Here is a 13596-nt window from a genome sequence, read left to right on the forward strand (position 1 = left end):
AATTATCTTGTAAAATATTTTACGCCATTAGCGAAAATATCTTGTCTGCCTTTTATTGTATTTGTCTTGTAAAGCCAATCATAAGACCTTTCACTGTGACCCATCTTACCTAAAATCAAGCCATCTTCACTAATCATTGCTTCTATTGCATAAGATGAACCGTTTGGATTGAATCTGCCATCCATACTTGCATCCGCATCAAAGTCTACATATTGAAAAGCTGCTAGATGTTTAAATTTTTCTATATTCTCACCCACTAGTCTTCCTTCACCATGGCTTAGAATCATCTCGTGAAGATCTCCTATTTCAAAATCTTGAGTCCAGGGCGATTTGGTATTTGCTACTCTTGTTATAACCGTATCTGAAATATGTCTAAAGCCCACATTCCTAAACAAGGTCAAGTCTTTCTTGTCGAGATCTCTAATCTCTGAATAGGGTAAAAGTCCTGATTTTATAAGAGCCTGAAAGCCGTTGCAGATGCCAAGAATAAGTTTTTTGTCCTTTAGGTGAGCGTGAATCGCTTTTTTTACCTTTTCATTTTTTAGCACATTTACTATAAATTTAGCCGAACCATCTGGCTCATCTCCTGCAGAAAATCCTCCAGGAAAAGCAACTATATGTGAATCATAAATAGCTTCTACTAGCTCTTCTATGGAATTTTCTATGTCATATTCTCTTGTATTCTTAAATACTACCTGCTTGACACTTGCCCCAGCTTCTTCAAAAGCTTTTTGAGTATCATATTCTGAATTGGTGCCCGGGAAAACAGGTATGACCACCTTAACTTGGTCAACTTTTTGCTTGTAATAAACTTTTTGCTCTCCCCTTATGCTAATATTTTCTACCTTGCCGCCATTCTTGTTGTAATAGGTTGGATAAATCTCTTCTAGAGTTGAAAAATATGCAGCTTGAGCTTCATTTAAATCTATTTTTATTCCATTTATAGAAATATCTTTTGTCACCTGACCCAGATAATAAAAGTCCAAATCTTCCTTGGCCTCTACAACTATTGAGGCTGGATTAAAGTCTAAAGCCTTGTCATAATCAATTGTAAATCCAAGAGAATTTCCCATTGCCATTTTTAGAAGTGATGCACCAACAGATCCGAAATCTTGAACATAGGCTGATACAACCTTGCCTTCTTTGATGTAGGTGTTCAATTTTTCAAAATCTATCATGGCTTTTTTTATATCTGGGTAGCCTTTTTCGTCCTTTTTTATATCTATTAAATAAATCTTATTTTCAAGAGCCTTTAAATCCGGACTTATTACGTCTTTTATCTTAACTGGTGTGCAGGCAAAAGAAATAAGCGTTTCGACTACATTTATATCGTTAAAGCTTCCACTCATGGAGTCTTTTCCTCCAATAGATGGTCTTCCGATTTCTTTTTGAGCAATTATGGAGCCGAGAAGGGCTTGGCTTACCTTGCCCCATTTTTTTGGATCGTCCAAAAGTTTTTCAAAATATTCTTGAAAAGAGAAGTACAAGCTTTGCTTATTGCCTCCTGCTGCATACACCTTGGCAACAGATTCTAAAACTGCGTACATGCTTGATAGAAATGGTGAGTATTTTGAAATTTTAGGCACAAATCCATAGCTTAAAATCGTCGCCGTGTCAGATGTTGAATACAGAGTCGGCAAAGCTGCTACGCTCGCTTGGACTGGTGTAATTTTATTTTTCCCAGCAAAGGGCATCAAAACAGTCATAGCTCCCACTGACGAATCGAATTGAGACACCATGCCCTTTTGATTGGTCACATTCAAATCTTTTAGTTCGTTTATTATTGCCTCTTTTGTGATTTCTTTGTGGGTGAAAGGATTTTGTCCTTCATTGTCATAGATTTCAACTCTGGCATGCTTTCTAACTCCCGCAGTTGCTAAAAATTCAGCCTTGAAATCTACTATTTTCTCCTCTTTATAGTACATTTCAAGTCTATTTCTATCAGTTATATTTGCCACATGGACATATTCCAAATTTTCTTTTCTACATTCTTCTGCAAATTTTTCATAATCCTCTTTTGCAAGACCTATTGCCATTCTTTCTTGCGATTCGCTTATGGCTATTTCTGTCGGATTTAGTCCCTCGTACTTGGTTTTGACCCTGTCTAAAAATATTTCTATACCTTCGGATAACTCTCCTATTGCAACTGAAACGCCACCAGCTCCAAAGTCATTACATTTTTTTATTAACTTGGTGACCTCAGGCTTTCTAAATAATCTTTGAATCTTTCTTTCTTCAACAGGATTTCCCTTTTGAACTTGGCTTGCCGCACTTGTAAGAGACTTGTCATTGTGAATAACAGAAGACCCACTCGCCCCTTGGATGCCATCTCTTCCAGTCCTTCCACCTATTAAAAGAACTATATCTCCTGGATTTAATTTTTCTCTTTTATAATTTCCTTCCTTGACAGCGCCAACAACAGCGCCCACTTCCATAGTTTTTGCCAAGTAGGAATCATCATAAATCTCTCTTACATAAGTTGTAGCCAAACCTATTTGATTTCCATAAGAAGAGTTCCCTTGGGACTTGCCCTTGGAAATTTCTACTTGAGGCAATTTATTTTCCAGGGTGTCCTCCACTTTTTGCAGTATATTTCCAGATCCAGATATTCTCATAGCTTGATAGACATATGACCTTCCCGATAGGGGATCTCTTATGGCTCCTCCTATGCAAGTAGATGCTCCACCAAAGGGTTCTATCTCCGATGGATGATTGTGAGTTTCGTTTTTAAATTGAACCAACCATCTTTCCTTTTTCCCCTTGTTTTCTATATCTGTAAAAAATGAACAGGCATTTATCTCATCGGAAACTTCTATATTTTCATCTCCAAGCACCTTTGTGTGATATTTTCCTACTATGGATGCCATGTCCATGAGCCTTATTGGCTTTGTGATATTTAGCTCTTTTCTAAGTGAAATATAGTAGTCTAGAGCATCTTGTAATTCTTTTTGGAATAATTTAGACTTGATTTTTATATCGTCAAGAGTTGTTTCAAAAGTTGTGTGCCTGCAATGATCTGACCAAAACACATCAAGGACATAAATTTCTGTTTCTGTCGGGTCTCTATCTTCTTTTATAAAATATTTTTGGATGAACTCAAGATCCTCTACATCCAGAGCCAAGGATAAATCCTTTATAATCTTTTCGAAATCCTCTTTTGTATAAGTTCTAAATCCACTAAAATCCCTTAATTCTTTCTTGTCTGAATCAATTTTAAAGTCCATTTTAGACAAATCTTTTTCCACTGATTCTATTGGATTTATAAGAAATTTCTTGACCTTTGAAAACTTCTCTAGATTAATATCGGAATCTATGACTACAAGCTTGCCGCTTCTTACAAATGTCTTGCTATTTTTGTCAATTAGTCTTATTGCTTGCATAGCCGAATCCGACCTTTGGTCATATTGAGCTGGCAAAGTTTCATAGGCTATATAGCATTTATTTTTAAGGTCTATATCCTCAAAAACTTCATCTATCATGACCTCTGAAAACACTCTGTCTTTTGCCTTTTCATATAGGTCATCGCTTATATCATAAATGTCATAAATTACATATATGTTTAAATTTTTCAAAGCTAAATCAAAATCTCTATTTAGCTTTTCCCTCAAATTGTCCGATTCCCTATCATAGCCATCTCTTTTTCTTACAAATATTCTCTTATTCAAATTCTCCCTCCAAATGCACATCACCCAAAAAGTTTATATGACCGACTTTTCTATTTAATCTACCCTCCTTCTCATAAAGGTGTAAGTAACCTTGTCTTTTGCTTATCAGATTTATAAAATATTTTTCATTTTGACCTAAAATATTGTAAAGTGTGGCTTCTCTATTTTCTATTTTCCCAACTTTGAGCCCACAAATTGCTTCAATGTGAGCCCTAAACTGTGACTTGTTTGCCGATTGCATAGTTATGTGACCTGAATTGTGAACTCTTGGTGCTATCTCATTGAAAATAACCCTGCCATCGCTTATAAAATATTCCACAGTAAGCACGCCATAATAGTCATTGTCGTTTAATATCTTCTTAGTATATTCTATGGCTTGATGCTCCTGCTCTTTGGAAACATTAGCAGGTATATTAGATCTAAAGAGAATATTGTTCCTGTGTTCGTTTTCAACAACAGCTACAATCTCTATGCCATCTCTATCTTTTACAGCAACTACCGAGATTTCCTTATCAAGTTTTATCAATTCTTCCAAGATTGTATCTTTTTCTATTTCCTCTTTTGTAGATATAATTTTTTGTCCCTTACCATCATAGCCTAGCCTGTTAGTCTTCATGAGATAAGGCTTGTCGATTTTTATATCATCTTTTGCCGGGTCATAATATTTTACAGTTTCTATTCCAAGAGATCTTGCATATTCTTTTTCTCTAAGTCTATTTTGGGAGATTTCAAGCACACGAGATGATTGAACAAAATTATATTTTTTTTCTAGTTTTTTATAGGACTCTATGTCTATGTTTTCGAATTCGAAAGTTATGACATCGCTCATTTGGCAAAGTTTTTCAATGCTCCTAAAATCAGTAAAAGCACTATGGATAAAATAATCTGCAAATTTCTTTGCGCAGGCATCCTCTCTCGGATCTAGGATTGCAATTTTATAGCCCATTTCTTTTGCGCTCATTGCAAGCATTCGTCCGAGTTGACCGCCACCGATTATACCGATAGTGCTTTTTGGTAATATAGTCTTAATCATATTTTCATATCTTCCTTTACTATATTCTCTAATTTAGTTTTAAAATCTCTATACTTTTTTTCTAACTCTTTGTCATTTATGGCAAGTATAGACAAGGCTGTGATAGCTGCATTCTTAGCACCCGCTAGCCCTATTGCCATTGTAGAAACTGGCACACCATAAGGCATTTGAACAATTGATAATAAAGAATCAACACCATTCAAAGTTGATGACTTTATAGGCACCCCAATCACAGGTAGAGTAGTCACAGATGCCACCATACCCGGCAAGTGGGCAGCCCCACCAGCAGCGGCTATAATTAAACTATATCCCTCTTTTCTTGCATTCTTTGCAAAATCAATCATATACTCTGGCGTCCTATGTGCACTTATGACTTTTTTGTCGTAGTCGATTCCAAACTCATCCAAAAGAGCACAGGTTTCTTTCATCGTCTCATAATCTGAGAGTGACCCCATTATTACAGCTATTTTTGACATGACCGCTCCTTAAATTTTTCTGATAAAATAAGTATATCAAATTATCATATTTCTTCAACATCAATATTTTTTTATCAAAATTAAAAATTTTCATTTATCGGGGTTAATTTTTTTCTTTACTTTCACAAACAAGTTTAATAAAATTAGCTTGTAGTTATTTCAATTTCATATATTTTGCAAACACAAGGAGAGAATGATGAATTTAATATACCAAGGCAAAACCAAAAATATTTATTCTTTGGACAACGGTAATATCTTGATGAAGTTTAAAGACGATGTTACAGGAAAAGATGGTGTGTTTGACCCAGGCGAAAACCAAGTTGGGCTATCAATTGAAGGCTCTGGAAGAGCGGGCCTTGAGCTTACTGAATATTTCTTCGAAAAATTGAAAGAAAAGAATATTCCGACTCATTATGTTAAAAGCGACCTTGAAAATAACTCTATGGAGGTCAAAAAGGCCAGAGTTTTTGGACATGGTTTGGAGTTTATCATCAGATATAAGGCTGTTGGTTCTTTTCATAAGAGATATGGTAAGTATATAGAATTTGGCAGCGACCTCGATGCTTTTTTTGAAATAACTATAAAAGATGACAAGGCAGGCGATCCTACAATAAGTAAAGACTGTCTACAAATCTTAAATATCATGACACCCAAACAATACGATGAGCTTGCCAATTTGAGCAGACAAATTTGTGGAATTATTTTCGACCTTTTGAAAGAAAAAGGCCTCGACCTTTATGACATAAAGTTGGAATTCGGTCTAGATGAAAATAATAACATTTTATTAATTGATGAGATATCAGGTGGCAATATGAGAGTCTTTAAAGGCGATGAATATATTCCACCTTTAGAATTAAATAAGTTGGTCCTAGAAAAATAAGACCTTTAATGCAAATAAAAAATCAAGTCTTGGTTGACTTGATTTTTTTATTTTTGCTTAATATAAATTTTTTAAAATTCTATTAGGAAATTCTTATTTGTATTAATATTTAAAATCCAACTTTTCTTGCAAATCTGATGGCTTCTTCTAGCATTTGAGTCGTGAGTATGTGGGGCGTGTAGTCCATTTTTTCAAATTTTATCAAGTCTTTGTGGTTATAGCTCTTTTTTATATTAGTATAAAATGCCTCTTGCCAAGCTGGGTTTATAGACTTATCTTCTGCTCCATTTAGCATCAAAAGAGGTCTGTCGGGAAAATTTTCTATGTGTTTTATTGGATCTATGGATTTTAAAAATTCATAAATTCTAAGATATTCTTCTGAATTTTCACCCATCTTCATGTATTCGCAAATCATGGGTTCTAGATTCATTGTCCCATTAAATAAAAGAGCCAGTTTTAACTTCTTGTTAAATGAATAAAGGCATCCCGCTGTCATGGCTCCCATAGAATGACCCGCCACGGCAATTTCATTTTCGTCTGCCTTGTAATCTTTTATAAGCCCTTCAAAAATTTGCGGAGCCTCTATTATATTAGACATTAAAGTCTTTGGCAGGTATATTCTTTCTAGATCCTTTTTGTCGTAGTCGAAACCTTCTATGATTCTTTCTCCATGATAGTTGGCATCTGGCAACAAAACCTGATAGCCATAAGATGCAAAAATGCCTCCTCTAAAAGCCTGCTTATCAGCAGAAGATGACCAGCCATGATAAAAGATTATGGTCTTGTATTTATCCGCTTTGATTTTAGGCCTTATCAAAAGGCAGGGACTTGATCCTATCTTAATTTTATCAGTGTCAAAAAAATCATTTTTTAAATATTTCATGTCTTCTCCTTAAATAATACCCAGCTCTGAAAGTATTGCTATTCCAAGAGGGAAGCTCAAGATACTAAAAGTATAGCCTACCGAAATAATCTGTGATGTGAGTTCATGATCAGATCCCATCTTCTTTGCAAATAAAAATGTATTAAGGGCTGATGGCACTGCGTAAAATACATATAAAACTATCAGCTCTTCTCTATTAAATCCTATTAGCACTCCCAGAGGTATAAAGATGGCTGACAAGAGAATTTCCTTTATAAATACTGCGGAAAATATGGTCGCCACGTTTTCTCTTATGCCTTGGAAGTTTAGTGAGCCGCCTATCAAAATAAGGGCAAGCGGAGTTGAAAGCTTAGATAACATGCCCATCGTCTCACCTATAAAGCCCTCAGGTCTATATGACACTGCTCTTGCTAAAAATCCAAAAATACAAGCCAGGGTCATGGGGTTTTTTAAAATTTGTAAAAATAATTTCTTGAAGTTCATCTTGCCCCCGTGGTAGTAGGTCAACAGACCAACTCCCAATATGTTTTGAAAGGAAACTACAAACATGATTATGGGAACAGATGAAGATGGAGCTAGATTGCCCATAATGCCTCTTATTATAGGAAATCCTATATATACAAAATTTCCCCTAAAGGCTGCGTGGACAAATGCTGTGAGTTTTCTATCATCCTTTATAAAAATTTTTCCTATAGCCAATGCTATTAAAAATGATGCCAAAAGAGTCGCCATTCCATATGCAACATAGATTGGATTCATCTTTAAGCTCTCTTCTTTTGTAATGTCATTAAATAGAGAAATGGGCAAGGCAAAATAAAATACCAAGGATGTCGCCCCTTCTATAAAACCTTCATCTATTATTTTTCTTTTCCTTGCAAAATATCCAAGTGCCATAATGAAAAATATAGGAAATATAATTTTCAAACCGTCTATAAAATATGTCATTCAATCTCCCATCTAGGTGCCTCTATTCCACATTTATTTAAGTATTCATTCGCTTTAGAAAAAGGGCGTGAACCGAAAAATCCCCTATATGCTGAAAGCGGTGATGGATGAGGTCCTTCTATTATCAAGTGTTTTTTATTTTTTATAAGTCGCTTTTTAGATCGGGCATGTCCTCCCCACAAGATAAATACGAGGGCTTCTTCCTTTTTATCTATAAGCTCAATTACCCTATCTGTAAAAATCTCCCAGCCAATTTTTTCATGGCTCATGGGTTGATTTTTTCTAACTGTCAAAGTTGTGTTCAAAAGAAAAATCCCTTGTCTCGCCCAAGCTTTTAAATTGCCCGTCTTAGCAGGCTCAATCCCCAAATCATCATGAAGCTCCTTGTAGATGTTAACAAGTGATGGGGGGATTTTCACTCCGTCTTTTACAGAAAAAGCAAGACCTTGTGCCTGCGAAGGGTTGTGGTAGGGATCTTGACCCAAAATGACAACCTTAATTTTATCATAAGCAGTCAAGCTAAATGCGGTAAAAATTTCTTCTTTTGGAGGAAACACTTCAAAATTTTCGTATTCATTAACCAAAAGTTTTCTAAGCTCTAGATAGTAGGGCTTTTGAAATTCTCCTTCTAATATGTCCCACCATGATTTATCAAAATATCTTCTCATCTGAATATTTCTCCAAAAAAGGTCGGAGTCGATTCAGGGTTTACAACCTTGCACAAATTTTTCAAACTTTCATTTTTACAAAAAACTATTAGCTTGTCATTTTGTCTAATGACAGTTTCCCCTCTTGGCACTAAAATGAGTCCGTCTTCTCTTTCTATGCCGGCAATTATTATCCCATCAGCCAAGTTTAAATCTTTTATCTTTTTATCTATGATAGGTAGCTTTTGTCTTAGCTTAACTTCCCACATTTCTGCCCTGCCTGAAAAGCTTACAAAGGTGTTAAGCCCCTTGTTACCTCTTATAATTTCGACAATCCTATTTGCACATATGCCGATAGGATTTACAAATTGATCTATCGAAAGTTCGTCCAAGAGCAAACTGTAGGAAAGGCCCTCTACCTTTGAAATTGCCATGCCCACCTTATACTTTTTGCTCATAAGTCCAGTAACTATATTCAACTCATCAGAATCTGTCGCAGCTATAAAGACATCTTGCTTTTCTATATCTTCACCCTCCAAGACTCTAAAATCTTCAAAATCGCCCCTTACGACAAGAGCATCAGAAAGATTTCTTCTTAATCTTTTAACATTTTTTTCATCTTTTGCAATCAATTTTATATTACAAGATTTTTTGGACATGAGTTCAGCAGCATACTCGCAGACTTCTCCTCCGCCTACAATCATGATATTTTTGCTTTCAACTTGTGTCTTAGCGGGAAAATATATGTGCCTAAATTTTTGTATGTCTTTTGTCAACCCAGCTATATAAATCAAATCATCTTTTTCTATTATTGTATTGCCATTAGGAATAAAGACCTTGTTGTCCCTTGCCAAAGCCACAATCAAAAATGGCATAAGTGCGCCGACTTTTTCGATTGTCTTATTTATAAGGTCAGGACTATTATTTGCCCTAAAACTCAAGACTTGCATCTTTCCTTTGGCAAAAAAATCTGACTTGCCAGAAAAATCATCAAAGACCAAATCGGCAATGGCCTGAGCCGACTCCCTATTTAAAGAAACCACTTCATCTATGCCTATGCTAGATTTCAAATCTTCCAAATCTTCAATCGGTGAAACTTCTTTAAAGAGGGCTATAGTTTTTTTAGCTCCTAGCCGCTTGGCTGCAGATCCAATTATTATGTTGGTCTTGTCCGATCTAGTTAAACATACAACTACATCAAAATCACCCAAATTAACCGACTTGTAAAAATCCAAGCCAAGAGGATCCGCTTCTATATATGTGTGGTTTTTAAATCGCCTTAGCTTGCCCAATTTCTCTGCATTGGCATCCACAACTGTCAGCTTGTGGTTTTCTAAAGACAACATCCTTACTACTCTTTGAGCCAAACGACCAGCTCCAACTATCAAAATTTTCATGGTGCAAGCCTCCTGTCAATATTTACATCAAATCTATACCCCGGCCTTTCTTCCAAAAGTTTGGATATGATTTCTCTTTTCTTTAAATCAACATCTTCCTCTTTTTTTATCTTTTCTCCATCAAGCACAATGTCTAAGTGAATCACGTCTTTGTTTATCAAAAGATCGTGAAAACTAATTACCCAATCAAAATCTTTTAAGACTTTCATTATACTTCTTGAAAGATCATAATATATTGGATTCTTGTCTCCAATCGGATCAATGTGAATTACTATATGAGCATCCAAGGCCTCTCCTACTTCCCTTTGTATTCTCTCTATAAGGCTATGAACTGCTACAAGCTCCATAGTAAATGGCACCTCCACATCCATCACAACTATTACATTTTGAGGGCCGAAATTATTTATTATAATATCGTGAACTCCCAAAATCTCATCATATGAAAGGACCCTTCTTTTTAATTCATCTATAAATTCTCTCGGAGCATTTTTACCTATTAGTTCGCTCACACAATCTCTTATCAATTCGAAGCCTGAATAGATAATAAAAATGGATACTAAAATGCCTCCGATACCATCTATTGGATAAGAGGAAAACTTCTCTATGATTATAGAAACTACAACAACTCCTGTCGACAAAACAGCGTTTAGGGAATCCTTGCCAAGAGCCTTTAGGGGACTAAATTTTATTTTCTCGCCGATTTCATTGTAAAAATGCGCCTGCCCCAGCTTGGCAAAAATAGAAAAAATCATAATAAAAATTTGAAAATTAGTATAAAAAACTCTCTCAGGATTTTTAATCTTTAAAAATGAAGATTTAAAAAACATAATACCCACACTCAAAACTAAGCTAGATACCACAAGCGAGGCTATATATTCAACTCTTCCATGCCCATGGGGATGCTCCTTGTCGGCCGGTTTTTTTGCATAGTGGATGCCAAGGGCTGTGATTATATTGGAGGCTGAGTCCGTCATATTGTTTAAACTATCAGCAAGGATAGAGACAGAACCTGTGATAAGGCCTATGACCAACTTTATGATTGCAAGAAAGACATTTAACAAAAGTCCAATTAAGGATGCCAAAAAGCTGATTGCCATCCTGTCTTCATCCTTAGTATTAAATTTACCATATCTTAAAACTCTATTAACTAGCATTTAAAAACCTCAACAAAAATTTCAAACTAAAGCCCCTTGGCAAATTTACAAATACGCCCTTTAGACTAAAAACAAGTTGTCATTTTATCATTTACTTAATCTACTTACAAATTCAAAAAATATTAAAAAACTTTAAAGCTTTTTTATTTTTTATTTTTTTCAATAAAAGAATTAATTTCACTAATCATCTCATTTATATAGACCTCATCTTTGGGATAGCCCACCAAAACTTTGCCATGTTCTTTGACCTTTCCCATTATCATGAGATTTCTATAAAGTTTATTTTCTCCTGTGCCTTGATATCTCATGTCTGTTATTATTCCAAGTATCAATCGAGGAAAATCTATCCCTCTTTCTTTTTCAAACTCAGCCATTACACCATGTGCCATTACTTCAGCAGCCACACCGTCATCAATTGTGAGCCCATCCAAACAAGCAATCAAAATGTTAGCTTCTTTTAATTTAGCAGTGTCCGCTTTTGAAATAGCTATATCTGTAATGCTTGCATCATTGTTTTTTTTGTCATTTATATCGGCATTTTCTTGTGGCACATAAAGCTCCAAGCAAGTATTTTCTCTTATTTTTTTGGCAATCATTTCTGTCCATAAAAACATACCCTCATTAAAAAAATGAGATGCTAAATATCCCTTCATCTACTTCCTCCTATTTATTAAAAAATCATAATTTGCATTAAATAACGCAATCTGATTATATCATTTTTATATGAAAATAAATACAAATCAAGCTTGTGCTAATGGATTGATGGCTAGTCCATCTTTTCTTTTATATCTCATTATTTTTTTTAAATTAAATAAAAAAAATGGATGCCCCACTTAAATTTGAGCATCCATTTTGTAATTTAATTAGATTCTAGAGTCCGTAAAGACCAGAAGTCTTTCCAGACAGATTTATAATTATACTTTTTAGTTGAGAATAGTGATCCAACATAACTTTATGAGTTTCACGTCCTATGCCAGATTTTTTCACTCCGCCAAAAGGCGCCCCAGCTGGTATTGAGTTGTAAGTGTTCACCCACACTCTACCTGTTTCAAGAGCATTCGAAACTTTTATAGCCTTATCAATATCCTTAGTCCACACTCCTCCGCCTAGACCGTATTCAGAATCATTAGCCATTTTTATAACTTCTTCAACATCTTTAAATTTTATTACAACTGCAACAGGTCCAAATATTTCTTCTCTTGCTGCTGTCATATCATTACTAGCATTTGTAATCAAAGTAGGTGCCGTAAAGAATCCATTTGCAAGCTTGTCTGTTTTTAATTGGCATCCTCCAGCAGAAATCTCTGCTCCTTCTTCTTTAGCCTTTTCAATATAGCTCAAAACTTTTCTCACTTGACCTGCTGAAATTTGACTCCCAATTTGAGTGTCTTCTTCCCAAGGCAAACCAACTTTTACCTTGTTGAAGCTTTCAACTGCTCTTTTTACAAATTCATCATAAATTCCTTCTTGCACAAAAACTCTTGAGCCAGCGCAGCACACTTGACCTTGATTAAAAAGAATGCCGAGTTGAAGTCCATCTATGGCTTGGTCGAGGTCACAGTCATCAAAATAGATGTTGGCAGATTTGCCACCCAATTCAAGAGTTGCTGGTATCAATTTTTCTGCAGCTTGTTTTGCAACTTCATAACCGACTTCTGTGGAGCCTGTAAAGGCCAATTTCCTAAATCCTTCGTGTTCTAGCATCCATTGTCCCGATCTGGAACCTCCGCCTGTTATTATATTTATGACTCCCTTGGGTACTACATCTTTTATAAGATCCATAAGTTCCAATACACTAAGTGATGTTGAGCTAGATGGTTTTAAAACTGTGCAGCAACCAGATGCCAAAACTGGAGCTAGTTTCCAAGCTGCCATCAAGAAAGGAAAGTTCCAAGGCACAATTTGACCTACAACTCCTATTGGCTCTCTTAAAATTATAGATAGGGTGTTTCTATCTAACATATTGGCTGCGCCTTCTTCTGCTAGAATTGCTCCTGCAAAATATCTAAAATGTTCAGCCGCCATAGGTATGTCCACATTGCTAGTTTCTCTTATAGGTTTTCCATTGTCTAAAGTTTCTACCATCGCTAAGTGTTTAGCATTTTCATCAATTATATCTGCGATTTTATTTAAAATTTTTGCTCTTTGACTGGCTGTAGTTTCTTTCCACGTTGGGAAGGCTGCCCAAGCTGCATTTACAGCCTTATCCACATCTTCTCTTGTGGCCTCTGCTACATTTGCAAGATGCGAGCCGTCTGCTGGACATTTAGCTTCGAATTCTTTTCCATCTGAAGATTTAACCCATTGGCCTCCTATAAAAAGCCCGTATGAATCTTTTAGTTTTATATTCGGTCTAGTCATCTTTTACCTCCAAATTAAATTTATATATAAAATGATATTGACTTCCACCTATATTTTACCCAAGAGTATAAATCTATATTCACTTATGCACATGTTTAAATTTTATCTATTGATTTATATAAATATGAACTTTATTTTTTAAAAGCACTTAAAGA

Annotated in this window: 11 protein-coding genes; 1 reads left to right on the plus strand and 10 read right to left on the minus strand. The window is 35.3% G+C overall.

Annotated features, from left to right (window positions below; translation table 11 throughout):
- Nucleotides 1-2: 2 nt before the first annotated feature.
- Genes LV469_05540 through purE form a run of 3 tightly spaced genes read right to left on the minus strand, consistent with a single transcriptional unit; the run spans nucleotide 3 to nucleotide 5174 of the window.
- Nucleotides 3-3665 (minus strand): phosphoribosylformylglycinamidine synthase, encoded by a 3663-nt coding sequence (locus tag LV469_05540; GenBank protein UHR02111.1) that lies wholly within the window; start codon nucleotides 3663-3665, stop codon nucleotides 3-5.
- Entirely contained in the window at nucleotides 3658-4698 is a 1041-nt protein-coding gene (locus LV469_05545) for an ATP-grasp domain-containing protein (GenBank protein ID UHR02112.1), read from the minus strand. Before LV469_05545 ends, LV469_05540 begins: the two co-directional genes overlap by 8 nt.
- Entirely contained in the window at nucleotides 4695-5174 is a 480-nt protein-coding gene (gene purE, locus LV469_05550) for a 5-(carboxyamino)imidazole ribonucleotide mutase (protein UHR02113.1), read from the minus strand. Before purE ends, LV469_05545 begins: the two co-directional genes overlap by 4 nt.
- 196 nt (nucleotides 5175-5370) lie before the next feature.
- On the opposite strand from purE, the gene LV469_05555 reads away from it, so the two are divergent.
- Nucleotides 5371-6054, plus strand: a complete 684-nt coding sequence (locus LV469_05555) for a phosphoribosylaminoimidazolesuccinocarboxamide synthase (protein ID UHR02114.1) — start codon at nucleotides 5371-5373, stop codon at nucleotides 6052-6054.
- A 109-nt stretch (nucleotides 6055-6163) separates the two neighbouring features.
- Here the strand turns inward: LV469_05555 and LV469_05560 are convergent, their stop codons facing one another.
- The 7 genes from LV469_05560 to LV469_05590 all read right to left on the minus strand — a co-directional run bounded on the left by LV469_05560 (nucleotide 6164) and on the right by LV469_05590 (nucleotide 13441).
- Nucleotides 6164-6937: a prolyl oligopeptidase family serine peptidase gene (locus tag LV469_05560; protein UHR02115.1), complete on the minus strand. Its 774-nt coding sequence runs from the start codon at nucleotides 6935-6937 to the stop codon at nucleotides 6164-6166.
- 9 nt (nucleotides 6938-6946) lie between these two features.
- The gene (locus LV469_05565; protein ID UHR02116.1) at nucleotides 6947-7882 is read right to left on the minus strand and encodes an AEC family transporter; all 936 of its coding nucleotides are present in this window, start codon (nucleotides 7880-7882) and stop codon (nucleotides 6947-6949) included.
- Nucleotides 7879-8550 carry a uracil-DNA glycosylase gene (locus LV469_05570; GenBank protein UHR02117.1) on the minus strand — a complete coding sequence of 224 codons (672 nt, stop codon included), beginning with the start codon at nucleotides 8548-8550 and terminating at the stop codon, nucleotides 7879-7881. Before LV469_05570 ends, LV469_05565 begins: the two co-directional genes overlap by 4 nt.
- Nucleotides 8547-9926: a Trk system potassium transporter TrkA gene (gene trkA / locus LV469_05575; GenBank protein UHR02118.1), complete on the minus strand. Its 1380-nt coding sequence runs from the start codon at nucleotides 9924-9926 to the stop codon at nucleotides 8547-8549. The genes LV469_05570 and trkA overlap by 4 nt, the downstream gene beginning before the upstream one ends.
- Entirely contained in the window at nucleotides 9923-11080 is a 1158-nt protein-coding gene (locus tag LV469_05580; protein ID UHR02119.1) for a cation diffusion facilitator family transporter, read from the minus strand. The genes trkA and LV469_05580 overlap by 4 nt, the downstream gene beginning before the upstream one ends.
- Before the next feature lie 143 nt (nucleotides 11081-11223).
- Nucleotides 11224-11733, minus strand: coding sequence for a nucleoside 2-deoxyribosyltransferase (locus LV469_05585; protein UHR02120.1), 510 nt, complete (start codon nucleotides 11731-11733; stop codon nucleotides 11224-11226).
- Between the two features lie 217 nt (nucleotides 11734-11950).
- A complete protein-coding gene (locus LV469_05590; GenBank protein ID UHR02121.1) occupies nucleotides 11951-13441 on the minus strand; it encodes an aldehyde dehydrogenase family protein in 1491 nt (496 codons plus the stop codon).
- Nucleotides 13442-13596: the final 155 nt, after the last annotated feature.

Origin of the sequence: Peptoniphilus sp. GNH (assembly GCA_021307325.1) — a bacterium.
GTDB lineage: Bacteria > Bacillota > Clostridia > Tissierellales > Peptoniphilaceae > KA00134.